Source organism: Algoriphagus chordae (genome assembly GCF_003254055.1).
Lineage (GTDB): Bacteria > Bacteroidota > Bacteroidia > Cytophagales > Cyclobacteriaceae > Algoriphagus > Algoriphagus chordae.
The window spans coordinates 160,086-183,221 of record NZ_QKZT01000004.1 but is presented as its reverse complement, the minus strand read 5'-3'; the positions used below and the strand labels follow the sequence as shown (position 1 = coordinate 183,221).

Genomic DNA, 23,136 nt, shown 5'->3' with positions numbered 1-23,136 from the left:
CTTCAGGTCTAATCTGAAAAATTCAGATATGAAAAAAAACAAAAGGACCACCATAAGCATGGTGACCCTCTCGATCTATTATTTTGACTCCCAATTAGTTTACTCCCATTCTTTTCTCATCGTGCTAAGGAAGCTTAGCAGATCTCTAATTTCTCTTTTGGTAAGTAGCCCTTTCATATCTGGCATACTGGAAGGCGAGTTTTTGCGCTCTACAATACTGCTGTTCATGATCAGCGTATCTGGCTTAGCTCCGACTTTCATCACCAAACCATCTTCCTTCTCTTCCATCAAGGTACCATTCACCGAGGTTCCATCTTTCAATTCAAGCTGAACAAAACCGAAACCAGGAGCTAGACGCTTGCTTGGATCTATCAAAGCCTCTAGGAGTTCCGTTTTAGTGACTCTGTTTGCTATTCCATTCAGATGCGGTCCAGCGACTCCACCCATGTCATCATAACCGTGACAGCGGATACATTGAGCCGTTTGATTCTGGAAGAAAATATTCCTTCCCACTCTCACACTACCTCCTTCAAGAGCTCCGCTATACAGCGCTACCAGATCTCCATGAGTTCTCTCCTCTTGGATCTTGTCGTATCTAGCCCTCAACTCCGTTGATTTTGTTTCGTCTATTGCTTCTTCCAATTCGATCAATACTTCATTTGGCAATTTGTCATTTGACAAATCATTCAAAAGTGTGTTCCAAAGAGGAAGTTCAGCTGAATTATCAAGATTACCCAGACTTAGCAATGCGGCTTGTTTTTCTGCTGTAGTTCTATTTTGAATCACATCCTGAAGTAGATTGACCATTAAGTCCTGAGAAATATCAGTCTTAGTCAACAGATCCAATCCTACTACACGAACTGCTCTGGAATTGTCCTTCATCGCTATTTCTATAGGGCCTGAAATAGTCCCTGGATTAGCATTAGAAAGTGCCAAAATTGCGGCTACACGAACATTTTCAGACTGGTCATTTTTCAACAAGGCAACTAACTTATCTTCAGCATCAGCGATGGTCAATTTGCCAATTGCTTTTACACCTGCTACTCTGATTTCCTCATTAGAATCATTTAAAGTTCCAATCAATGTCTCCTTCACAGAAGCTTGAATCGGAGCTAGATCTCTTTCCACTTCGCCACGATTTCTTCCATCAACCCGATCAAGAACCGAAGGCTTAGCCCAAGTGCCTAAGGTTGCGATTGCTTCAGCTTTCAATACTGGATTAACTCCAGGCTTAGAAATGTAAGCTTTCAAATTATCCATTGACTTCTGAGTGCCTACACGTAGGTTAGCCCCGATAGCTCTTCTGATCAAAGGTTCGTTTTCGAATTTGGTGCTAACTAGCAAATCTCCCAATTCAGGTAATGCGCCCTCGATGGAGAAATCATCATTGATCGCTCTCGCAGCTTCTGTGACGATGTATTCGTCCTGATCAGCCAAGAACACCTTGATACCAGGATCTGCCATTCTACGTAGTGCCAAAACAGCTCCAAGACGAACAGCATTGGAAGGATGTGAGGCTAGCGCAATAATTGGTTCTTTCTTGTTGATTCTCGCTAGAGCTAAACTTGCAGCATGACGCAAATATGCATCCTCGTCATTGTTAGCTTCCAAAACGCCAATCAAACCGTTAACAGCAGGTTCATAGGCGATTCTCCCCAACGCTTCCGAAGCAAAGAATCTAACACGAATTTCAGTATCTGTAAGCAGAGGTAAAAGTGCCTCACCGGCTTTTGCATATTTAATATCTCCAAGCCACTTAGCAGCTTGAGCACGGATCTCAGAATCCTGATCTTTCAACAAAGGAATCAAGACATCTGCATAATCCATTTTTTCCAATCTAGCCAATTGGCTAATTCCTACGATAGCATGGATTCTCGCATATTGATTTCCTTTTTGCTCAATCGCTGCCTGAAACACTTCGGCTCCGTCAGCTCCTCTTTTGGCTAATTCAAACTGAGCTTTTCTTCTAATTCTCATATCCTCATCAGACAGATATCCACTCAATGCATCGTCTGTTAAAGTGCTGAAGTCAGTCTTCATAACCTGAGCAGTGATCTTTCTAGCTTCCCAGCTAGCTCCTCCCTCATCATCCAACTTCCACACTCGACCATAATTTTTGGTATTCCAACCTTCTATCCAATCAGCAAAGTACAGCGAACCATCTGGGCCAAAGTCCAAACCTGTAGCCAAAATTCCTGACATGATATTCTCGGTCTGAGACATCTTGAATGATGCTCCGTCTTGCTCCAACTTGAAAGCGTGAATTCCAGACCTTGTTGGGTTTCCTACAAATGAAGCTACGAAAAAGGTGTTTTTCCATTTTTCGGCCAAGGCTGTTCCAGGGTTATAAACCATCCCAGTTGGGCCATTAATATAATTTTGAATTGGCGGCGTGATATAAGCTGCCTGACCTTCATGCCTTGGGACAAAAAGTCGCTCATCCATCCATACTTTATAAGTATTGTTATCTGGATCACGGTACTTGCCAAACTGCCAGTTTGTTCTCCAGCCAGTATCCGATCCGTTCACTAGATAAACAAGTCTTTCACTCTCTCCACCATGATCACCATCATTATCTACTGAAATCAGGTTGTTATAAGCATCAAAAGTGAACTCATGCGTGTTTCTAACACCCATGGCAAAAATCTCAAAATCACTTCCATCAGGATTTGCACGAGCGACTACTCCTCTATTTGGGTATTTCCATTCCGTTCCATCTGGGCCTGTGCCATTGAAACCAATGTCTCCAATTCCCCAGTAAATTCTGCCATCAGGACCTACTTCAAGACCTGACATACCATGGCCTCCAAATCCGATGTGAATTCCATAACCATGAGAAATGGACTCTTTCTCATCCATAATTCCATCCCCGTTGTTGTCGGTAAGTCTCCAGACATCTGGCCCCACTCCTACAAAAAGATTATCGCCAAATTTCAATAGAGCACCCGCTACATCTGTAGTCACGTCATTGAAATCCTGAACCATAATCTGAGAATAGTCAGCAAGACCATCTCCATCTCTGTCTTTAAGCCTGTAGAGCTCTTCCCGCTCCACGGTCATATCTCTCCAGTCATGAGAACCATCACCATTTACATCTGCCAACCAGGTGTTTTTGTCTGACATTTCTGGGGACAAAGTCTTTTGGAGAAAGGCTCTTTTTTCTTCGATAGTTTGAAGACTTATAGAAGGTATTTCCCAGTCTTGGTGCTGTCTAATATCAAATTCAGAATTCTTCTGACGATTGGTTCTTGTATAATACAAACTACCATCATCAGTGACCTGTATGGAGATAGGATCATATACCAAGGAGTCAACTGCCCAAAGGGAGAGTTTGAGTCCAGGACTAAGGATAGGATTTACCTCTCCTTCGGCAGCTTGCACCATGGGAGAAATTTCTTCCTTGCTAAGTGTTCTTTCTCGGAGATCTACTTTCTCCTGACTACAGGAAAAAATAAGAGGTAAAGCAGCTGCCAGAATTATTTTGGCGTAACTGAGGCTGGTTTTAGGTTTAGGCATATTTTGGTTAGTATTTTCTAGGTCCAAATTAAAGAAAATAAGGCTTGCCCAAATGCCATTGGTAAAATGATACCCTTAAAAACAAAAAAAAACCCGATCACAGACCGGGCTTTTGTTCACTTTAACCACTAACAACCATAAAACAAAAATATCTTAAGACAAAGCGGGGATTGAGCTTTAACGTCTTGGTAGTCGGTACGGGAATCGAACCCGTGTTTCATCCGTGAAAGGGACGTGTCCTAACCCCTAGACGAACCGACCATACTAAATAAAAATTTTCACAACTTCCTGAAATTCAGGCGACAATGTAGTCGGTACGGGAATCGAACCCGTGTTTCATCCGTGAAAGGGACGTGTCCTAACCCCTAGACGAACCGACCATTAATACCCTTCGAAAACGTGCTTTTCTGAATGGTTGTGCAAATATAGAGGCTTAAGTTTTTAAAACCAATTAGGCTTCGAAAATTTCTTTTGAATTCTGTTAAAAAGCTGAGTTCAAAGGAATAAAATTTTCTTTGGAGGGTTTGCAGTTGATTTTCCTATTTTTGAATTCCAATTTGAAAACTACCCATGAAACCAACCAAAGACATCAGAATTGCCATTAACGGCTTTGGACGAATAGGAAGATATACCGCAAAATTAATCCTTGAAAAAAAAGGGCTAAACCTAGTCGCAATAAACGATTTGGCTGATCCTGTTGCTATTACCCACTTATTGAAATACGATTCTATTCATGGGAAATCTGAAAACAAAATTGAACTTCAAGATTCAATTCTCAAGGTAAACAGCCATGAAATACAGCTCATAGGCCAATCTGATCCGGAAAAACTTCCTTGGGGGAAATTGGACATTGACTTAGTGATCGAATGCACAGGCAGATTCACTGATCGAACTGGCGCAGAAAAACACTTAACTGCAGGTGCAAAAAAAATAATCATCTCCGCTCCTTCCCTAGACCCCACTATCAAAATGGTGGTGATGGGAGTTAACGATTCTATTTTAACAGGAGAAGAAAGAATAATTTCCAATTCTTCTTGCACCACCAATTGCTTAGCTCCTATGGTGAAAGTACTGGATGATAACTTTGGTGTGGAGAAAGGATTTGCCTCTACAGTGCATTCCTACACCAATGATCAAAATCTTCATGATGCTCCTCATCGGGATCTTAGAAGAGCTAGAGCAGCTGCATACTCTATTATTCCCACCACTACGAATGCGGGAAAAGCATTAGATGAGATATTGCCAAAATTGGCGGGTAAAATTGAAGCTTCGGCGATGAGAGTTCCGGTGCCAGATGGTTCTTTGACTGACATGATCGTAGAGCTGAAGCAAGATGTGACTGAGGATCAGATCAACAAGGCTTTCAGAGAGGCAAGTACAGGCTATTTGAAAGGATTTCTCGAAGTTGAGGACTCTCCTATCGTATCTATTGATATCATAGGAAATCCGCATTCCTGCATCATCGATTCTGCACTGACATCAGCAAAAGGAAAAATGGTCAAGCTTGTCGGTTGGTATGACAACGAAGCGGGCTATTCCAACCGTTTGGTTGACCTAGCCCGCTTGATTACTGGAAATATATAATAGTATTAATCCTTCACTCGATTTAGAGAAAGCAGTTTCACTATAAAGTTTGGAAGGTTCTTAGTATTGTCTCTTTTATTCAAATTCAAATACCAGCCAATTTTCTCCATAATAGGAACTTTGAAAGTTTCTACCATTTCGATCCAGGTACCATCAGGATCTTCTAAGTAGGAGAACCTTCCAGCAGCTTTGCCCATATCAAATTCATTACCACTATCTACAGTTAGTTCAATTCCATCTTTAGCTAGCTTGTCTTTGATAGCTCCCATGCCGTTCACGTCGAAGCATAAATGGATAAACCCGAGATCTCCCCAGTTTCTGTTTTCAAAAACTTTATTTCTAGGTTGATTTTTTGTTTCTATCAGTTCAATCTGTGTTTGGCAGAATAACTTTCCAAAAGCTCCAGTCAGGGTCGCTGAACTCTGTAGAATTGCTCTTCGGTATTCTGTATCAGCTTCTCCTACCTGCGCGAAATCCTCCCATACACCTGTCTTGTCGCAAAGTATTTCGGATTGCATCAAATGCTTCTGGTAAACAGGCAAGGCATCATCTACAGATGAGACTCCTATTACTACGCCTAAAACTCCACCTGTAAGATCTTTGCTCTTATTGAACCAAGAATTATTTTCAATCAGTTCAAATGTATTTCCATAAGGGTCTTTAATAAAAAAATGCCAAACGCCTAATGGATTCTTTACTGGCTCTCCCAGCATCGTTGCCCCTACGCTTTTCACATGCTCATAAGTTTTTTGGATGTCATGGCAACGCATTTTTACTGCCAGAATCCCTAAATCTTTCCAGGTAAGTTCCTGCTCAGATGCCAAAGGAACTTTGGAGGTGTACTGCCAGATTTCAAATCCCCCACCGCCTTGCATATTTAGGGCAAGAATGGCATGTCTGCTCTCGACTTTACCAGAAGTATATCGAGTCATCAATTTAGCTTCAGCACTATCCTGAAAAATCGGAACATCCATCTTGAATGCTTTTCTATACCAAGCCCAAGCCTGGTTTGCATCTTTTACTCCTATCCCTACTTGCTGGATGCCATTAATTGTCGCTTGATTCATTCAACTACTGTTATGCTTATACTTTTTTTAAATAAAAGATTTAAATATAGACTTTTGATTGAAGCCGGCTTAACTTTTAACAAAAAAAGAGAGAAAGCGGCAAAATTAGCCAGCTGCACTTTTATCCAACTATTTTCTTTGTATTTACGGGCTGAGACAGTCATTTCGTTTGGAAGGACATGAAAATCAGTTTTTTGACGAATTCTTCTCACCAATTCAAAGTCTTCCATAATACAATAATCCTCATCGAATCCTTCGAGGGATTCAAAAAGTGTTTTTTTGATAAAGAGGGTTTGATCACCTCCTCCGGAAAGAACTCCATTAAATCTGGTGAACCAGGAATTAATCCTCAGCAGCTTGTTTTTACTGTCAAATCTGTAGCAAAAACACCCGACATCCTTCCCTTTTTCAAGGTTGCTTAGAATCACTTTTGCAAAATATTTTACCGGTCTAGCGTCTGCATGTACAAAATATAGGATATCGCCTTTAGCATGCTGACTACCTAAATTTAATTGCGAAGCTCTATTGCAAATTTCTGACTGGACAACTAAAGCACCACAGGAATTTGCAACGACGACAGAGCCATCGTTGGATCCACCATCTACTACAATTATTTCCGAAAGAATAGAGCCGCCATATTTTAAAAGTAAAGGAATCAATTCTTTCAAATTAGCCTCCTCATTTAAACAAGGTACTATTACAGAAATCTTATTTGCTTTAGTCAACTCTGAGTTTTATCGAGTAATTCTTGATTTTATTCTCCAACACCACCTTTTGTAATACTCCGGCTTCATAGTAAAAGGTATTGGTACTGCCATTCACATCTATTGCATAGATGCCTTTTTTAAGCTCTACCACTTTGGTAAGCATCCCAAAATTCTCTGAAATCAACACATCTCCATTTTTGGGCTCTTCGAAATAAAGTTTCGCAGGTGTACCATAAACTGCTTGATTGATAGATTCTTCATTATGGAATTCGTATGAATTGGCATCAATGTCATAATGGTCCTTATTCCAGTTGACGGTGGTAACAAAGTTCCCACGATTGGAATCTGACTTGGTCCTTGCTTTCATCAGTTGCCCTTTTAGGAAGTTTACATTTTGTAAAAACTCAACATGGATTTTGCCGAAAAACCAGAACTCAACTTTACTATGGATTTGATAGTCCACAGATTCTCCATCGGTGACTTTGTCGGCTTGCATCTTTCCAATAGTAAAGCCTGCCAATACGATGTCATATTCCTGGACTACCTTCTGAGCTGCAGCAGTACTGATGCTTCCAAGGCCTAAAATGACTGATACCAATAAGATTGGTAGGTGCTTTTTGAATATAAACTTCATTGAGATGTATTCTGTTTAATATCTTCTTTGAGATCTTCGTCACTAAAACGAGGCTTCACAAGCTTCAATTTACTTTCGAACCTTTTCCAGTCTGCAAGCAAATCTACATCTGACAACACAGGAACTGTGCCACACGAAAGGTTATTAAGAGATAAGTACTCCTTACTTCTACGCGCGACCAGTTCAGTACTCCAGGGGATATTCTCAAAAAGACCAGGGATAAATTTACTCATTCCAAGCAAATAATAACCTCCATCAGTTGCTGGACCTATCACTGCGTCTTTTTGTTCAAGTATAGAAAAGGAATCTTTCAAAATATCAGTTGTCAATTCGGCGCAGTCCGTACCAATGATGATTAGGCTATCATAGCCTTTAGCAAAAAGAGTCTGAAAAGCTTTGCTCATTCTTTCTCCAAGGTCATCGCCCTCTTGTAGCTCAAAGTGGTAAGACTCGTCAAACGAAGGTTTAGCTACAGGAATATAGTCCGCATAGAAGATATACTTATCTACAGACAGATCATTCAACACCTCATAGGTATAGCTCAACAGGCTTTTATATGCTACTAAGGCAGCTTCATCTCCAATATCAGCAGCAAGTCTTGTTTTTACTCTACCCAGAATCAAATTCTTTTGGAAGATGATCAAGGCCGGTTTATTTTCTTTCATTATAGCTAAGCAAATTCTATAGGGATTTTCGATTGCAGTGTTTGGTGATTTGAAATTGCACAATCTTTTCCAAATGTTGATAAAAAACGCCAAATCACAAACCCATTGCCAAAGCTTTCGTACATTACCCTAGTGTTTTTATAGACTTTAACATTTATCTATTATGGGATTAAGATTAGGCGATTTGGCTCCAAACTTTGTAGCCGAAACCACAGAGGGAAAATTTGATTTTTATGAGTATTTAGGAGATAGTTGGGGGATTTTATTCTCTCATCCAGCAGATTACACTCCTGTCTGTACCACAGAGTTGGGTACGGTAGCGAAATTGAAAGATGAGTTTGCTAAGCGAAATACCAAGGTGATGGCACTTAGCGTAGATGGATTACCAAGTCATAAAGGCTGGGTTACTGATATCAATGAAACTCAGAATACCGTAGTGAATTTCCCAATCATTGCTGATGAGGATAGAAAAGTGGCTGAATTATATGACATGATTCATCCTAACTCAAATGAGAATTTCACAGTAAGATCGGTATTTGTCATCGGTGCAGATAAAAAAATCAAACTGATGATAACCTATCCGGCAAGTACTGGAAGGAATTTTGACGAATTGCTGAGAGTAATCGATTCTCTACAGTTGACAGCAAACTATTCTGTGGCTACTCCAGCCAACTGGAAGCAAGGTGAAGATGTAGTGGTATCTCCAGCAATCAAGACTGAGGATATCCCAGCAAAATTCCCTAAGGGTCATAAGGTAATTAAGCCTTATCTGAGAACTACTCCTCAACCAGACTTATAAAATACTGATTTTCAATCAAAAAAGGCTTTCTATTGAAAGCCTTTTTTGATTATATGGTTGTGAGTATTTTTTAGGTTTCTATCAACAGAAATTTTGCCTTGGCAGCACCAGATCTTACAGATTTTGCATGTTGGTAGGCATCAGAATGGTACCAAGCCTCGGCTTTTTCTTTGGTCGGAAATCTTAGCATTACCAGTCGTTCATGATTCCATTCACCTTCCAGCACTGTAACAGGATTTCCCCGGAGGACGAACTTTCCACCAAAAGCTGAAACTGTCGCAGGTGTGAGCGCTTTATAGGCGTTGTACTTTTCAGGATCTGTGATGTCTATTTCTACTATTACGAAGGCAGGCATAAAATCTTATTTTGGTTAAAGGTAAATTTACTTCAAATATTGAGATCATTCAAACCCAACACCGGCTGCATATCTCGTTTTGGCAAAGGAAACCTTACGTTTAGCAAGCAATTCATTTAAAGTAATCTTTGAACTGAAAACCGAGATTTCTCTACTATTTACTAAAAACAGGCTGCTTTCGCCAATCTCAAACTTTCGAACTTCTCCTTGAAGCAATTGTTCAAGTGCAGCTACATTTCCTGTATAGGTGTTGATCTGATTAGTAACGGCATTCCAGCCATTCAGTTCATTTTCCAGCTTTGATCGTAGCTGAAGTTCCTTCAAATCTCTGGAGTTTTGCTTATAATCTATTTTGGCTTCTGCCAGTCGCATTCCTCCTCTGGCTTTGCGCCACATTAATGGCGTGTAAACTGTAAGCCCCCATTTGTAGTTATTTTCGAAGAAAGCCGCTTGATCAAATTGATTGAGGTTTTCAGTTAGGAAATTATACTTGAGCTTCACCACCGGAATAATCTGCTGCGCTTTGAGACGTCTGTCCACATCTAGGCTCGCCAACTCATAGTCCGCCAGCATCAAATCAGGATGAGCCGCCACCAAGACACGTAGTTCTTCTTCGTTCACCATCAAGGGTTGATTTGTCTTCAGTTGCTCAGGAATTGTTTCTATAGCTAAGGCAATGGGATTGCCAGAATCATCCCAAAGATAATTATTAAGGTCTTGCCCTCGCATGAAAAGCTCATTGTCAGCTTTTTGAAGATTATATTCTCTGTTTAAGAGTTGAGAGGCCGCTTCCACAGTATCTATAGCTGGTAAATCCCCTTGCTCGTAACTTACTTTCACTGCCTGGAATCTGGTTTTAGCTAAAGCCACGCCTTCAGCCTGTAGTGCTCTATTGGCATAGGCCAATGACCAATTCCAATAAGCCCCAGTAGCCTGAAGGTATAATTCATTCATAAGATTCTTTCGGACAGACTCTGTGGATTCCTGGTAAATCTGAGCCTTGCGTAAGCCTGCTCTTCGATCATCAAGAATCAAACCTTGCCCTAGATTAATGGATGCTCCTGCGGAGAAAAGTCCGCCAGAAGGCACGGAATTCTCAGGATTAAGATACTGACCAGAATTCTGTTCAAATGCTCCATTTAGCTCTATTCCGGCCCATGTTGGGATAGAAATACCTGCTTGTCGCTTATCGTAATAGTTCTTTTGGTCGTAACTCTTTTTATCCAAATTACCATACAACAAAGGATCAAAACTGCCTCTGGCAGTCCTAACCTCCATATCTCCCATCCTGCCCATGATATCTGCTTGAGCGGCAATCGGATGATACGATTTGACCCATTCTAGAAAAGTCTCAAATGCTAAGGTGTCAGTATTCTGTGCTTGTATACTGAGGCTTCCCAATAGTAGTAAGAAAGTAATGAACTGCTTTTTCATTTCTTTGCTTCCTCTAATTGTTCTTTCTGATTTCTAGTATAGTAGTCGGCTGGGAACCCATTGAGTTGACGCCAGATTTCATACCAAACCGGAACATCGTTGAGCAAGGCAATACCATCTGCACCTGAGCCCACCCTCAAAACCTCAGGCCAGGCTTCTTCCTCCGGATCTTCAGCAACTAAGACCCTATATTGATTCCCTGAACCAGCAAACTGGTCTATCGCCACAATTACACCGCCGAAGGTACCGTTGGACAACTTAGGCCATCCTGAGAATACAATTGCTGGCCAACCATCAAAGATGAAACGCACCTTTTTGCCGACTACCATCAAAGGCAGATCAACTGGAGAGATATACATCTCTACTGCCAGCTCCCCATTTGAAGGGACAATATTGACTATCTGGTCGCCCTCCTTAATGGTCTCTCCCAAACCTACCTGAATAGCCGCCGCAATGTAACCATCCTGTGGAGCCAAAATATGCCTAAAGCCAGTTCGGGCTTCATAGTTAGAATATTGGTTTTCAAGCTTCGAAGCCGAACCTTCAGCATCGTATTGACTTGACTGCGCGGTGTATCGATCTGATTCGGCTTTTGCCAGTTTATCTTTAAAATCATTATCGATAGCATCCAATTCTAACCGAGCTGAAACGAGGGAATTCTTACTGCTCAACAAGCTATTCTCTACTCCGATCACAGAAGCCTGTACTTCTTGGAATTTCAATCGGCGTGTTTCCAGATCAGTGAGTGATCGTAATCCTTCTTCATAAAGTTTCTCCGCTCTACCGAGTTGCTTAATTCCAATTTCATAGTTGACTTTAGCCTGCTCAAAACGTATGCTGTCAGATTGAACTTGCAGTTCAGCCATTTCCAGCTTATTTCGAGCTTGTTCTTTCCGGAGGATGTTATTTCGCTTAAGTGCCTCAATTTGGCTGTCAAGGGCTTTTACTTTTTCCTTGTAAGAAAGTGCAGATAAATTTTTGGCATCCACCTGCAGCTGCGTTCTTGGCAGAAGCAAGGAATCAAAAAACTCATCTTTCACTTCAGTGATGCTAACGATGGTATCTCCCTTATTTACAAAGGCTCCTTCATTTACATACCATTTGTCTATCCTGCCGGCAATGACTGAATGAATAGTCTGGGCACGATGCTCTGGTTGTAGCATGGTCACATAGCCATTGGATCGGATATACTGTGTCCATGGAAGAAAAAGCATAAGAAATACTACTCCACATGAAAAGAATAAAATTCGCACTCTATTCTTCTTCTGCTCACTTGCTATAGTCATTTTGAGACTTTCTGAATGCTCAAATGGCTTTAGATCTTTGATTTTATTTTCAGAGATATTTAACATGAACCTAGGATTTGAGAGTTAGAAAATGTTGATATCCAGCTTGATTTCCCTGATAAATAATGTTGCCTTCTTGCAACACTATTACTTGATTAGCGTGCTTGATTACTTCTTCATCTTGTGTGACAGTCAGCATTGTCCAGCTACCTCCAAACAAATATGACATCACTCGAGACCTTATTTCAAGGTCAACATGTTGAAATGCATTTTCTAAAAACAAGGCCTGAGGCTCTCCCATCAGAGCTCTAGCCAAAATTATTGCCTGTGCCAATTTCCTTGATAAACCTCTTCCTTCAGGAAGCAGAATGGTATCCAAGTCATCTGGCAATTGGTATATATATTCCTTTAAGCCCACCAATTCGATGATAAACTTCAGTTGCTCAGGGTCACTTTCCCTTCCCACCAATATATTCTCAGCTATAGTCCCGTGGAAAATCTGTTGTAACTCCATGCAATCCCCAACAACACTTCTATACTTGTCCAGGTGAATCATTTCCAAAGGCAGGTCATTTACTTTCACCTTACCTTGATAACTTTGATACAATCCAGAAAAGAGAGCGAGCATAGCACTTTTACCAGATCCACTTTTTCCTGTTATCACAGTTTTTGAACCAGATTCGATTTTAACTGTGATTCCATTCAAAATGGGCTTTCTGACATCTCTTGGCTGAAAAATCACATTTTCCATGGCCAATTGAATTCCTACTGATTGATTGGTAATATCCTTTTCGGATTCATTATGATCCTCCAGTTCCATATCCATGATCTGCCCAAGTTTCTCCGAAGCTACCAAGGTATCGTAAACCGTTTCCAATGAAATAATCAATTTCTCTACTGAATTGACGACCATCACGATGATCACTTCTGCTGCTACAAATTGGCCAATACTGATTTGCCCATTGATCAGTAACAAACTACCTGCTACCAGTAGGCTAGTTACGATCAACACCTTAAAACCAATCAGAACTTTGTATTGAAAAATCAACACAGAAAAGTGATGTGTTCTAAACTCCACATAGTGTTTTAGAAGCTTATCTACACGCAGAATTGGTAGCTTGGAATTGCCACCAACGAGCTTAAAGGTATTGACAGTCCTACCGATTTCCTCCAGCCAATAAGCAGTCTCATATTTGTGTGTGGATTCTTTTAACGCGGTGGACATTCCTTTTGGACTGGTGAAATAGAATATGGTCACCAATATGAGGACCAGTACTATCCCAAAAAGAATAAAGGTGGAATGATAAAAGGACAAGAGTATAAGTCCAAAAATCACTTGGATCAAAGCTGTAGAATATTCTACAAGAATCTTAGAAACTCCCTTTTGAAGATTGACTGTGTCGAAAAAACGATTTACAATCTCAGGAGCATATTTACCATGAAAGAGCTCAGATTTAATTTTGGGCAGTCTATAAGCTAATGAAAGACCTGCTTTGGAAAATATTCTTTGCTGTAGTTTTTCTGTAATCTGCAATTGAGAAATCTGTAGAAAACCACCAAAAGCGATACCTGCGGCAACGATTAGTACTAATATCACCCATGAAGTGGAGATTCTTCCACCGAGGACATAATTCAGAATTGCTTGAATACCTAAGGGTAATGAAAGCGCAACCAAACCATTTAAAATAGCATAAAAATAGATGGAATACACTTGATCCCTTTCTTCCTTCAGCAAATTGAAGAAACGCTTCAAAGGGGTAATTGTCTTCGTATTATTCATTTGAAATAGCCTTTAGAATTAAATCTTCAAAAAAGGCGAGGCGATTTATCGAATCAAGTGATTGCTCCGTCATGTCTGGTAGGTGTTTAGAATTGAAAGCATGAAGTAAACTGGACTCCATGACTGTATATGCAAGAGTTTTTGGGTATGGGTAGTTTGGGTTTATTTCAAAAATCAAGTTAGAAATTCGCTCACCGAATTTGTAAACCTGAGCAAAAATCCCACTTGCATGTTCCACATCCACCGATTTGGTGAGATAGCCCTTGAGAGATTCATTGACTACGATGCTTCTCAAATCCTCTGGAGCGATATGAGCATTTCTATTAAAGACCGGACCATTAACCATGAGTTTCATCGCAATGGACAAGCGTTCTTTGCTACTCGCAAGATTAGCCGTAGCATAGACATAATTGACCTCCATCCATGCCCAGTACCAGGCTGTGAGATAAAGAAGCAACTTGTGCTTATTTTCAAAGTACCGATACACCGCTGCTTCGGTCACTCCTATATGCACAGCAAGTTTTTTGAAAGTAAAATGCTCCATGCCTAAATCCCGAATGAGAATTGCTCCTTCCTGCACAATCGAACTACCAAGTTCCGAGCTGAAGGGCTCCTTCACATAGAGATTATTATGCACCTCCATCTTCATAGAATTTAATAGATTTTCCATAGAAAAGTCTTGTTGACATCTCTACAACGCCAAATTATCAAAAAAGTTAATAAATCTTTCAAAAAGTTAGTATTACTAACTAGGCGCAAAAATCATAGAATTTGGAAGGAAGAAGAAAAGCCAAAATTATCTTTTACTGGTATAAACATATGCCCAAAAAAGTAGTATTGGATGAAGTATAATCAATCGAAACCAACCTGTCCAAGGAGGCAAACAAATTCCATTTTCTATGCATGAGTCCAACTGAATGAAGTAAACATGAGCCGGAATAAAAGCTATCAACATCAGGATAATACCCCAAGCAGCTAAGCTTCTAGTTTGCGTAAAGAGTAAAGCTAATCCAAAAACAACTTCAAAAAGACCCGCCAAAAAGTTTAAAACCTCATGAAATGGAAGGTATTCTGGAAGTAATCCTAGGTATGATTCTGGACTAATGAAATGATTGACACCTGCAAAAATGTAAAACACCGACATGATGTAGAGACCAACTAGTTTTAATTTTTTCATGTGACGATTGGATTAATCGATTTTAAGTGAGATTATCGAATGACATTTTAAGAACTTTAAATTCCGGTATCTTAACTATTCCATGGCAAAAAGCACTTCATTTTTCAAATTCAATATACGGCCTTGGGTTTTCTGGCCTCCTTTTATCTTGCTTATTCTGGCGGTATTTAGCAGCATATTTTTTCCTGAATCCTTTGTTGAGATGTTCAGGAATATACAACTGATTATTCTAACCAACTTCTCCCTAGGTTTTAGCTGGGTTTCTTTAGCCATGACCTTCTTGGTAATTGGAGTATTCTTTTCTCCACTGGGTAAGTATAAAATCGGCGGTCATGCGGCAGTTCCGCGTTTGAATAAAATTAGCTGGTTTGCGATCGTATTATGTACAACCATTGCCGTTGGCATCTTGTTTTGGGGAAGTGCTGAGCCACTCTCCCATTTTCTATTTCCACCAGACTTCAAGGGTTTTGAACCTAATTCAGAGGAGGCTAAGTCATTTGCTTTGGGAGCTTTATACTTTCATTGGGGATTTACTCCCTATGCTATTTATGCAGTTCCGGCATTAGTATTTGCATTGATGTATTATTCCGGTAAAAGTAAATTTAGTTTAGCAATCATGCTTCGTCCTATGATTGGAAATTCCCCGCATAGATTCTGGGAAACAGGCTTAGATATGTTTAGTCTTTTCGCATTAGTCACTGGAATGGCAGCAGCACTTGGAGCAGGAATACTTAGCCTTTCTGGCGGTTTCCTGGCTTTCTTTCCTGAGCTAGATCCCACTATTCTCACTGGACTTATCACGCTGGGAATTTTAATTACCTTCATTATCTCCGCCTCTACTGGGATTGAAAAAGGGATAAAAAACCTGTCTCTATTTAACCTAGGCTTCTTTTTCCTTATTGCGATTCTATTTGTGATCTTGGGAGAAAAGGGAAAAATAGTCAATTCAGTCCTGACAGGTTTTGGTCAATACATTGCAAATTTCTCTGACTTGAGTCTGCAATTGAGTGGAGCAGGAAATAGCTGGACCTATGATTGGTCTACCTTCAATTTTGCCATGTGGATGGCTTGGGCTCCAATGACAGCTTTATTTCTCGGGAAAATAGCTGTGGGTAGAACCGTCCGAGAATTCTTACTGGTAAACTGGTTTCTGCCAGCACTTTTTTGCCTTATGTGGATGGGGATATTTGGAGGAACAACCTTAGATTTTGCGAGTGGCAATCCAGAGTTGTACAAGGACCTATTCCAAAATTCTGGACCAGAATCCATCATTTACAGGGTTTTTGAAGATATGGGCTACTTCAAAGTTTTTGCGCAGTTGTTCATTCTAGGCATATTTATATCCTATGTGACAGCCGCAGATTCGAGCACGGATGCCTTGGCTAGTATTAGCATGAAAAAGCAAGATGGAGATCCATTTCGATCAGACACCAATCTGAAAGTTATCTGGGGCGTATTAATCGGGTTTTTATCTTGGGTGATGATCACCTATTCTGGAATTGACGGCGTGCGTATTCTTTCTGTCATCGGCGGACTTCCAGCTTTATTTTTCCTGATGCTGGTTTCAGTATGCCTGCTACTTATCCTTATTTCACCCAAAAAATATTTGCGAGATCAGTAACCCCGGTATTTCAATTTCCCCACATTGTAGAGATACAAAACTTTAGAATAACGTAGCATCAACGGCAATAAGACCAGATTAGATATGGCTACTGTGGTGAGGTACATCCAAAGCTCAGGTCTATCCATGAACACATTGAGTACAATCATGGTGATGATAACTAAGGCTACCGAAAAACCATAATTTACGTACATCGCTCCATAGAAAAAATCGGGTTCAGCATGAAAATTAGCACCACATTCAGAACAAGACTTATTGACATCGGATAATTTGCGAAAGCTATTTACAGGAACAGAAAATAAATCTCCTTCATGACACTGCGGGCATTTCGCTCCCAGAATGGCTTTGATCGTACTTTTATCACTCATTATTTCTGGAATTAACTTTTTTACTTCTTCAGTCCTTATCGAAAGATCTCATCGATATCATAATCTTTTCCTATACCCCATTGAAGCAATTCCTCTATGGTATAGAACTCGAGCGTATCCAAATCTTTCACTTTGAAATTTGTGCCTCTTAAGCGCGCAATTATCTCAACCTGTCGGATTTCGCCCATGTTGATCAATTGATATTTTCTACCTACACGCAGGTTATCAAGCGCTATCGGCATATTAAGCTTTACCTTTAATCACCACACCAGTTGCTTCAAAGGTAATCTCACGCTTAGGCTCAGTGATTTTCTCCACGTCCTCCTTGCTCATTCCACCATCCTCAGCATAATGTCTCTGTGTTTCCACATCCGTTTCAGTCAATACGGCAATACCCTCTAGAATCACCGGATATCCTTGGGAGTTTTTAGGAACAAAAAACTCATAATCCTTAAAGGTCACTCTCATGGTCTCACCATTTGGAAGGTCCATCGTTAGCCAGCAGCCTTTTTTGGTGCATACCTCATTGATTTCTCCAGATATTTTCCCTTCAAAATTCCCTTCCTTCTCTACTACAAAAACCATTTCAGAAGGAGATACTACTCCAGTCAAATCTACATCAGCCCCGTAGTTACCAGGAACAGTGTCAGTAGCACTTAATTCTGTTTCCACAGCTTCAATGATTGTTTCAGACTTTTGATTTTGACAGGAAGTGCTAAATGCAAGACCTAAACCGAGTATAACTAGATAAGATGTTTTCATAGCTTGATATGATTTAAGCCCAAAAATACGCTTTAGAATTGGATCGAAAAAGAAAAGCATGAATGTTTGGCAAAGTTATGCTAATTCGAAATTCCTGCCTATTTGCCCTATTTATTGCGAAAAGATCGATTGCAAAAAAGAATTGAAACAATTTTTTCAATAAAACTTCGATTTTTTTAACAATCCTGTAATTTTACAGACAAATTAACCTATTGACCCTGCGCATGCCTCATCCTACAAAGTTCATTATTGATTTTGACAGTACATTTACGCAAGTAGAAGCCCTAGATATCCTAGGTGAAATAAGTCTTCTCAATGACCCAGAACGGGAAGTAAAACTAAAAGCCATCAAAGATATTACAGACAGAGGAATGGAGGGGAATGTAACCTTCCGTGACAGTCTTATCGAGCGAATTGATATCCTTAAAGCTAGCAAGTCCCAAATCACAGACTTGATCGCTGCTTTGAAGCAAAAAGTCTCTAAGTCCTTTGAGCGAAACAAGGAATTCCTTCAAGAAAACTCAGATAATATCTACATCGTTTCCAATGGTTTCAAGGATTTTATCATACCAATAGTAGCAGATTATGGCATTCACCATGACAATGTTTTTGCCAACGAATTTGTCTATGATGATGCTGATAACATCGTAGATTTCAATCGAGAAAATCCACTTTCCCAGAATAATGGCAAAGCGGAAACCATCAAAAAGATTAATCTAGAAGGAGAAATCTATGTGATAGGTGACGGTTACACTGATTATGAAATCAAGAAATCCGGCCTAGCCAATAAGTTTTATGCATTTACTGAAAATGTAAACCGTCCTAAAGTAACCAAAGAGGCTGATCACATCGCGCCTAGTTTGGATGAAATCTTATACGTCAATAATTTGAACACTAAATTCTCTTACCCGAAAAGCAGAATCAAGGTATTGCTCCTTGAAAATGTCCATCAAATCGGTGTCGATTTGCTCAATGAAGAAGGATACGAAGTAGAAGTCGTAGCCTCAGCTATGTCCGAGGAAGAACTCTGTGAGAAAATCAAGAATGTCTCTATTATAGGTCTTCGTTCTAAAACCAACCTTACTAGAAAAGTCTTAGAGAATGCCAATCGCCTGATCGCTGTAGGTGCATTTTGTATCGGAACCAATCAGATCGATTTGGAAGCTTGTCAGGAAAAGGGAATCGCTGTATTCAATGCGCCTTTCAGCAACACCCGATCAGTGGTAGAAATGGCAATTGCCGAAATCATCTTCTTGATGCGGAATTTTGCGGATAAAACTTCTGCTATGCACCAAAGCAAGTGGGATAAATCTGCTTCTGGTAGTTTCGAGATCAGAGGCAAAAAACTAGGGATTGTAGGTTACGGAAATATTGGAGCACAGCTATCAGTACTTGCCGAAAACATGGGCTTGAATGTCTTCTACTACGATGTCATCGAAAAGTTGGCACTTGGTAATGCTACAAAAGTAAATTCCCTAGACGAATTGATGAGCACCTGTGATATCATCTCGCTGCATGTGGATGGTAGAAAAGAAAACAAGAATGTCATCAATAGAGAGAAAATCGAATTGATGAAGCCTGGCTCCTACTTGGTAAATCTAAGTCGCGGGCATGTGGTGGAAATTCCAGCGCTTAGAGACGCTATAGTTTCTGGTAGATTAGCAGGTTGTGCAGTTGACGTATTTCCAGAAGAACCAAAGAATAATAAGGAACCGTTCGTTTCTGAATTGATAGGTTTGCCAAATACAATCTTGACTCCTCATATTGGAGGAAGCACGCTAGAAGCGCAGGAGAACATCGCTCGATTTGTTCCTGGAAAAATCATGGAATATATCAACACGGGTAATACATACAACTCTGTAAACTTCCCTAATATCCAGTTGCCATTCTTGCAGAATGCCCACAGACTAATTCATATTCACATGAACGAGCCTGGAGTTTTGGCAAAAATCAATCAGATCTTAGCCAATTACGAAATCAACATCGTAGGACAATACCTGAAGACCAACGAGAAAATTGGTTATGTGATCACAGATATCGACAAGGCTTATTCTAATGAGGCTCTGGATGCTCTGAAACACATTCCTGGCACTATCCGCTTTAGAGTACTTTATTAGGAATTAAGTATTCTAACAATCAAAAAAGTCCCGTGAGAGCGGGACTTTTTTGGTTTCCTATAGAATTGAAAAACATCGCCTTTGTGACTGTCTTCACTCACAACTTTATTAAAAGGACCTCTGTCTTAGAATAAAGTCTTCCAAATCACTTAAATCAAAAATGAATTATTAAGGAACTAATCAAGTGAGTGGAGACACTCACTTGGGCGGAAGCTTATTCCTGGCATTATCCGATTTAGAGTGCTTGACTAGGAATTAAATACTTCAAGTATCCAAAAAATCCAGTCAATGCGGGATTTTTTATTTTCTAAAGTATAGGTATCCATCGCCTTTGTGACTGTCTTCACTCACAACTTTTTTAAAAGGACCTCTGTCTTAGAGTTAACTCTTCTAACTCAAAAATGAATTCTTGGATTTTTAAGTAACTAATCAAGTGAATGGAGACACTCACTTGGGAATAAGCTACTTATCCAGCAACCTCCTGTGGTAATTTATTTGCCCTAGATGGTAGCTGAAGTGGCCAAAGAGATGGATTAGAAAAAAATTGTGAGACATCTTGCCTCCAAATACTTCTAGAGGATAATCTCTTTCGAGCATAGACTCATCCAAACCTTCCAGACTAGCGGTTACTACTTGTTGGAGTTTTTCTAACCTGTCCAGCAATTCTGACTTGGGGACATTTTTTCCAGCAAATTCAAACTCTCTATCCCTTAGGTAATCGAAGCCGCCCATTTCTTTCCCAACATAGTTTGACATATTTCCAATCAAATGAAGGCAAAGATTTCCTGCTGAATTGGTAATCTTATAATCCGTTTTCCACAAATTATCTTCATTCGAATAAGCGAGGATCTCTTGCTTCAATTTCTCTATATCTCGCTCAAAAAGTTGTATAAAATCTTTTAGTGACATAATTCAATTCTGTTTTGAAAACTTCAAATAGGCCTTAGCCATTTTCTCATCATACTTATTCTGAGCATAAGCCGGACCATTGTAGCAGGCGGCAAATTTTGCCCAGTTTTTTGACTGCAAATAAGCTAAACAGCCATGTTTCAATATATATCGTCCGAATACTTCTAAGTGATTCCGCTCATGCTTGTGCATTTCATCCACAAATTGTTGAACCGATGAATAGCCAAGTGGTATCGCATGAAACCCCATGACCTGATAACTTCCCCAAGAAGCGGAAGCCAAAGCAGCCTCTCTGAAAATTGGATTAGGAGAAATTCTTGCTGCTTGTTCTAGGCGATCAAATTCCCTTGCACCTCCCAGATAATGCTTTCTTGTGAAGCTTTTGTACAAGACCGTATTATTGGATGAATTGGCATACTCCTCAGGATTAATCCCTCTCGCTTTCAATTGCCTCCAAAAAACATGGCCTTCAAACAAGATCTTGGGTCTGCCGTCTACCAGAAACCCTTTCCCCGAACTCTCCACCTCATTCACAGCTTTTACCGCAGCCAGATCCACCTGATATCTATTTCCAAAATCAATGAGGTCTTGCTCCCCCAGAAATATCTCTCCAAACACCTCTGCAGGCTTTGTTTTGTCAAATAGCAAAGTCCAGGTTTTAACCCCAACTTCACCATCTACGACAAGCTGATGCTTCATTTGGAAGTCTTTGACAGCTGCTTCAGTTTCCGCACCGAAATATCCTGAGCTGGGGATTTGGTAACCGATCTTTCCAAGTAGTTCTTGTAAAAACGAGACAGATGAGCCTCTTGATCTGAGTCTTATGTATTGCATTGCTAAAAAGGTTTAAAAGTAAAAAGTACTTCAATGTAATTGAAGTACTTCATAATAGCAATTGCTTAGTTGATCAATTAATCAGGATCAACGACATTTTTCCGCATACCATATTTACTTGGCTTCACTTCTCTAGGCTCAGAAGGAGCCTTTGGTTCAGCTGGTTTTTTCGCCTCAACTGGCTTTGTTTGTGCCGTTTTGTGATTATCGCTGCCAGAATTTTCTCTTTTTGGAAAAGGCTTTCTATTTCCTCCGGAATTACCACCGGAACTTGATTTTTTATTCTTGTTGAACCCAGGCTTTTTCTTCGCTCCATAGCTAGACTTACCTTTTTCAGCTACACCTGTATAAGTTGGGCCAGTCTCAAATCCTTCTGGAAGTGGATTTTGGGTGATTTTCATCCCTATCAACTTCTCTATGTTATCAAACTTATACTGATCCTTTGGATTCACGAAAGTAATCGCTTCACCTTTTGCATCTGCACGAGCAGTACGTCCTACACGGTGTACATAGTCTTCCGGGTCAGACGGCGTATCATAATTAATTACCAATTCTATCCCCACTACATCAATACCACGAGAAATGATATCTGTACCTATCAGAATTTTAACAGATTTGTTTTTGAAAGCAGACATGATCTTCTCTCGCTCAATCTGCTCCAAATCTGAGTGAAAAGCTTCTATATCGAATTGCTTTCTCAGCACTTTATAGAGTGACTTTACTTTATCCTTCGTTGAAGCAAAAATGATCACTGCCTCGTAAGCTTTCTGAGATAGAATATTTCTAACCAATTCCTCCTTCTGTGTATCGTAAACAGAATACATGGATTGAGTAACTCCCTTAGCTGTTTTACCCAAAGCGATGGATATTTCAGCAGGATTGTTCAGAAACTTCATGCTAAACTGCCTGATCTTAGGCGGCATAGTAGCGGAGAAAAGTACGGTTTGACGATTCTTAGGAAGGTAATTGACGATTTTCAGAATGTCATCCGAGAATCCCATGTCCATCATCCTATCTGCTTCATCTAGAATCAAATGCTCTAGTGTAGACAGGTTGATTTTACCTCCTGCAAGTAATGCGATCAAGCGACCTGGAGTGGCAACAATGATTTCAGCTCCTGTTTCTAGGGCTTTCTTCTGCTGCTCCCAGACGATCCCATCCCCTCCTCCATAGATTGGAATAGAGCTAATTCCTAGGAAATAGGCAAAGCCTTGGATTTGTTGATCGATCTGAATTGCAAGTTCACGAGTCGGAGCTAGAATAAGTGTATTCAAGCTGCTCGTTCCGTTCTTGCTTATTTTATTAAGAATAGGAAGTATAAATGCTGCGGTCTTACCTGTTCCCGTCTGGGCACATGCGATAAGATCCTTATTTTCCATGATGACCGGAATGGCCTTTTCTTGGATTGGAGTGGGTTTTTCGAAACCCATAGCATCCAGGCCTTCCTGAAGTGAGGTTTCGAAATTAAATGATGAGAAGTCCAAATTGTGGTGAGTGAAGTATTATAAAAAGACGACGCTA

Annotated in this window: 21 protein-coding genes and 2 tRNA genes; 4 read left to right on the top strand and 19 right to left on the bottom strand. The window is 40.2% G+C overall.

Features of this window, described 5'->3' with window-relative positions:
• Positions 1 to 99 precede the first annotated feature (99 nt).
• The 3 genes from LV85_RS06120 to LV85_RS06110 all read right to left on the bottom strand — a co-directional run bounded on the left by LV85_RS06120 (position 100) and on the right by LV85_RS06110 (position 3,896).
• The gene (locus tag LV85_RS06120) at positions 100 to 3,516 is read right to left on the bottom strand and encodes a HEAT repeat domain-containing protein (RefSeq protein WP_111317310.1); all 3,417 of its coding nucleotides are present in this window, start codon (positions 3,514 to 3,516) and stop codon (positions 100 to 102) included.
• 186 nt (positions 3,517 to 3,702) lie between these two features.
• Positions 3,703 to 3,777, bottom strand: a tRNA-Glu gene (locus LV85_RS06115).
• A gap of 47 nt (positions 3,778 to 3,824) precedes the next feature.
• A tRNA-Glu gene (locus LV85_RS06110) sits at positions 3,825 to 3,896 on the bottom strand.
• A 190-nt stretch (positions 3,897 to 4,086) separates the two neighbouring features.
• On the opposite strand from LV85_RS06110, the gene gap reads away from it, so the two are divergent.
• Complete coding sequence (gap, locus tag LV85_RS06105) at positions 4,087 to 5,100, top strand: type I glyceraldehyde-3-phosphate dehydrogenase (protein ID WP_111317309.1); 1,014 nt, start codon at positions 4,087 to 4,089, stop codon at positions 5,098 to 5,100.
• A gap of 5 nt (positions 5,101 to 5,105) precedes the next feature.
• Here the strand turns inward: gap and LV85_RS06100 are convergent, their stop codons facing one another.
• The 4 genes from LV85_RS06100 to LV85_RS06085 are packed head-to-tail and all read right to left on the bottom strand — an operon-like array spanning position 5,106 to position 8,173.
• Positions 5,106 to 6,167, bottom strand: a complete 1,062-nt coding sequence (locus LV85_RS06100) for a VOC family protein (RefSeq protein ID WP_111317308.1) — start codon at positions 6,165 to 6,167, stop codon at positions 5,106 to 5,108.
• Positions 6,164 to 6,892, bottom strand: a complete 729-nt coding sequence (locus tag LV85_RS06095) for a TIGR04283 family arsenosugar biosynthesis glycosyltransferase (RefSeq protein WP_111317307.1) — start codon at positions 6,890 to 6,892, stop codon at positions 6,164 to 6,166. Before LV85_RS06095 ends, LV85_RS06100 begins: the two co-directional genes overlap by 4 nt.
• Positions 6,885 to 7,508, bottom strand: a complete 624-nt coding sequence (locus tag LV85_RS06090; protein WP_111317306.1) for a DUF6134 family protein — start codon at positions 7,506 to 7,508, stop codon at positions 6,885 to 6,887. The genes LV85_RS06095 and LV85_RS06090 overlap by 8 nt, the downstream gene beginning before the upstream one ends.
• The gene (locus tag LV85_RS06085; RefSeq protein ID WP_111317305.1) at positions 7,505 to 8,173 is read right to left on the bottom strand and encodes a TIGR04282 family arsenosugar biosynthesis glycosyltransferase; all 669 of its coding nucleotides are present in this window, start codon (positions 8,171 to 8,173) and stop codon (positions 7,505 to 7,507) included. Before LV85_RS06085 ends, LV85_RS06090 begins: the two co-directional genes overlap by 4 nt.
• A 163-nt stretch (positions 8,174 to 8,336) precedes the next feature.
• On the opposite strand from LV85_RS06085, the gene LV85_RS06080 reads away from it, so the two are divergent.
• Positions 8,337 to 8,972, top strand: coding sequence for a peroxiredoxin (locus LV85_RS06080; RefSeq protein ID WP_111317304.1), 636 nt, complete (start codon positions 8,337 to 8,339; stop codon positions 8,970 to 8,972).
• A gap of 70 nt (positions 8,973 to 9,042) precedes the next feature.
• Here LV85_RS06080 and LV85_RS06075 read toward each other — a convergent pair whose 3' ends face one another.
• The 6 genes from LV85_RS06075 to LV85_RS06050 all read right to left on the bottom strand — a co-directional run bounded on the left by LV85_RS06075 (position 9,043) and on the right by LV85_RS06050 (position 15,004).
• On the bottom strand, positions 9,043 to 9,327 hold the full coding sequence (locus LV85_RS06075) for a DUF1330 domain-containing protein (RefSeq protein WP_111317303.1): 285 nt from the start codon (positions 9,325 to 9,327) through the stop codon (positions 9,043 to 9,045).
• Positions 9,328 to 9,372: 45 nt separating this feature from the next.
• On the bottom strand, positions 9,373 to 10,761 hold the full coding sequence (locus LV85_RS06070; RefSeq protein ID WP_111317302.1) for a TolC family protein: 1,389 nt from the start codon (positions 10,759 to 10,761) through the stop codon (positions 9,373 to 9,375).
• Positions 10,758 to 12,113 carry an HlyD family secretion protein gene (locus LV85_RS06065; protein ID WP_111317301.1) on the bottom strand — a complete coding sequence of 452 codons (1,356 nt, stop codon included), beginning with the start codon at positions 12,111 to 12,113 and terminating at the stop codon, positions 10,758 to 10,760. Before LV85_RS06065 ends, LV85_RS06070 begins: the two co-directional genes overlap by 4 nt.
• Before the next feature lie 4 nt (positions 12,114 to 12,117).
• Complete coding sequence (locus LV85_RS06060) at positions 12,118 to 13,827, bottom strand: peptidase domain-containing ABC transporter (protein WP_111317300.1); 1,710 nt, start codon at positions 13,825 to 13,827, stop codon at positions 12,118 to 12,120.
• The gene (locus LV85_RS06055; RefSeq protein ID WP_111317299.1) at positions 13,820 to 14,497 is read right to left on the bottom strand and encodes a TetR/AcrR family transcriptional regulator; all 678 of its coding nucleotides are present in this window, start codon (positions 14,495 to 14,497) and stop codon (positions 13,820 to 13,822) included. Before LV85_RS06055 ends, LV85_RS06060 begins: the two co-directional genes overlap by 8 nt.
• Positions 14,498 to 14,623: 126 nt before the next feature.
• On the bottom strand, positions 14,624 to 15,004 hold the full coding sequence (locus LV85_RS06050) for a DoxX family protein (protein ID WP_111317298.1): 381 nt from the start codon (positions 15,002 to 15,004) through the stop codon (positions 14,624 to 14,626).
• An 82-nt stretch (positions 15,005 to 15,086) separates the two neighbouring features.
• On the opposite strand from LV85_RS06050, the gene LV85_RS06045 reads away from it, so the two are divergent.
• Positions 15,087 to 16,625 (top strand): BCCT family transporter, encoded by a 1,539-nt coding sequence (locus LV85_RS06045; protein WP_111317297.1) that lies wholly within the window; start codon positions 15,087 to 15,089, stop codon positions 16,623 to 16,625.
• On the opposite strand, the gene LV85_RS06040 is transcribed toward LV85_RS06045, so the two are convergent.
• From LV85_RS06040 to LV85_RS06030, 3 genes are read right to left on the bottom strand one after another with little or no spacing between them, the layout of a single operon-like run.
• Positions 16,619 to 16,993: a DUF983 domain-containing protein gene (locus LV85_RS06040; RefSeq protein ID WP_111317296.1), complete on the bottom strand. Its 375-nt coding sequence runs from the start codon at positions 16,991 to 16,993 to the stop codon at positions 16,619 to 16,621. The genes LV85_RS06045 and LV85_RS06040 overlap by 7 nt on opposite strands.
• A gap of 35 nt (positions 16,994 to 17,028) precedes the next feature.
• Positions 17,029 to 17,235 carry a hypothetical protein gene (locus LV85_RS06035; protein WP_111317295.1) on the bottom strand — a complete coding sequence of 69 codons (207 nt, stop codon included), beginning with the start codon at positions 17,233 to 17,235 and terminating at the stop codon, positions 17,029 to 17,031.
• Between the two features lies 1 nt (position 17,236).
• Positions 17,237 to 17,755 carry a DUF4920 domain-containing protein gene (locus tag LV85_RS06030; RefSeq protein WP_111317400.1) on the bottom strand — a complete coding sequence of 173 codons (519 nt, stop codon included), beginning with the start codon at positions 17,753 to 17,755 and terminating at the stop codon, positions 17,237 to 17,239.
• Between the two features lie 224 nt (positions 17,756 to 17,979).
• Here LV85_RS06030 and serA point away from each other — a divergent pair, with 224 nt between their 5' ends.
• Positions 17,980 to 19,872 (top strand): phosphoglycerate dehydrogenase, encoded by a 1,893-nt coding sequence (gene serA / locus LV85_RS06025; protein ID WP_111317294.1) that lies wholly within the window; start codon positions 17,980 to 17,982, stop codon positions 19,870 to 19,872.
• Between the two features lie 462 nt (positions 19,873 to 20,334).
• On the opposite strand, the gene LV85_RS06020 is transcribed toward serA, so the two are convergent.
• The 3 genes from LV85_RS06020 to LV85_RS06010 all read right to left on the bottom strand — a co-directional run bounded on the left by LV85_RS06020 (position 20,335) and on the right by LV85_RS06010 (position 23,099).
• Positions 20,335 to 20,781 carry a DinB family protein gene (locus tag LV85_RS06020; RefSeq protein WP_111317293.1) on the bottom strand — a complete coding sequence of 149 codons (447 nt, stop codon included), beginning with the start codon at positions 20,779 to 20,781 and terminating at the stop codon, positions 20,335 to 20,337.
• Between the two features lie 3 nt (positions 20,782 to 20,784).
• A complete protein-coding gene (locus LV85_RS06015; RefSeq protein ID WP_111317292.1) occupies positions 20,785 to 21,615 on the bottom strand; it encodes an N-acetylmuramidase domain-containing protein in 831 nt (276 codons plus the stop codon).
• A 77-nt stretch (positions 21,616 to 21,692) separates the two neighbouring features.
• Entirely contained in the window at positions 21,693 to 23,099 is a 1,407-nt protein-coding gene (locus tag LV85_RS06010; protein WP_111317291.1) for a DEAD/DEAH box helicase, read from the bottom strand.
• Between the last annotated feature and the right edge of the window lie 37 nt (positions 23,100 to 23,136).

Coding starts and splice junctions, on each gene's coding strand:
- LV85_RS06120 (WP_111317310.1), bottom strand. CDS start 3,516: ATGCCTAAACCTAAAACCAGCCTCAGTTACGCCAAAATAATTCTGGCA.
- gap (WP_111317309.1), top strand. CDS start 4,087: ATGAAACCAACCAAAGACATCAGAATTGCCATTAACGGCTTTGGACGA.
- LV85_RS06100 (WP_111317308.1), bottom strand. CDS start 6,167: ATGAATCAAGCGACAATTAATGGCATCCAGCAAGTAGGGATAGGAGTA.
- LV85_RS06090 (WP_111317306.1), bottom strand. CDS start 7,508: ATGAAGTTTATATTCAAAAAGCACCTACCAATCTTATTGGTATCAGTC.
- LV85_RS06085 (WP_111317305.1), bottom strand. CDS start 8,173: ATGAAAGAAAATAAACCGGCCTTGATCATCTTCCAAAAGAATTTGATT.
- LV85_RS06080 (WP_111317304.1), top strand. CDS start 8,337: ATGGGATTAAGATTAGGCGATTTGGCTCCAAACTTTGTAGCCGAAACC.
- LV85_RS06075 (WP_111317303.1), bottom strand. CDS start 9,327: ATGCCTGCCTTCGTAATAGTAGAAATAGACATCACAGATCCTGAAAAG.
- LV85_RS06070 (WP_111317302.1), bottom strand. CDS start 10,761: ATGAAAAAGCAGTTCATTACTTTCTTACTACTATTGGGAAGCCTCAGT.
- LV85_RS06065 (WP_111317301.1), bottom strand. CDS start 12,113: ATGTTAAATATCTCTGAAAATAAAATCAAAGATCTAAAGCCATTTGAG.
- LV85_RS06060 (WP_111317300.1), bottom strand. CDS start 13,827: ATGAATAATACGAAGACAATTACCCCTTTGAAGCGTTTCTTCAATTTG.
- LV85_RS06055 (WP_111317299.1), bottom strand. CDS start 14,497: ATGGAAAATCTATTAAATTCTATGAAGATGGAGGTGCATAATAATCTC.
- LV85_RS06050 (WP_111317298.1), bottom strand. CDS start 15,004: ATGAAAAAATTAAAACTAGTTGGTCTCTACATCATGTCGGTGTTTTAC.
- LV85_RS06045 (WP_111317297.1), top strand. CDS start 15,087: ATGGCAAAAAGCACTTCATTTTTCAAATTCAATATACGGCCTTGGGTT.
- LV85_RS06040 (WP_111317296.1), bottom strand. CDS start 16,993: ATGAGTGATAAAAGTACGATCAAAGCCATTCTGGGAGCGAAATGCCCG.
- LV85_RS06035 (WP_111317295.1), bottom strand. CDS start 17,235: ATGCCGATAGCGCTTGATAACCTGCGTGTAGGTAGAAAATATCAATTG.
- LV85_RS06030 (WP_111317400.1), bottom strand. CDS start 17,755: ATGAAAACATCTTATCTAGTTATACTCGGTTTAGGTCTTGCATTTAGC.
- serA (WP_111317294.1), top strand. CDS start 17,980: ATGCCTCATCCTACAAAGTTCATTATTGATTTTGACAGTACATTTACG.
- LV85_RS06020 (WP_111317293.1), bottom strand. CDS start 20,781: ATGTCACTAAAAGATTTTATACAACTTTTTGAGCGAGATATAGAGAAA.
- LV85_RS06015 (WP_111317292.1), bottom strand. CDS start 21,615: ATGCAATACATAAGACTCAGATCAAGAGGCTCATCTGTCTCGTTTTTA.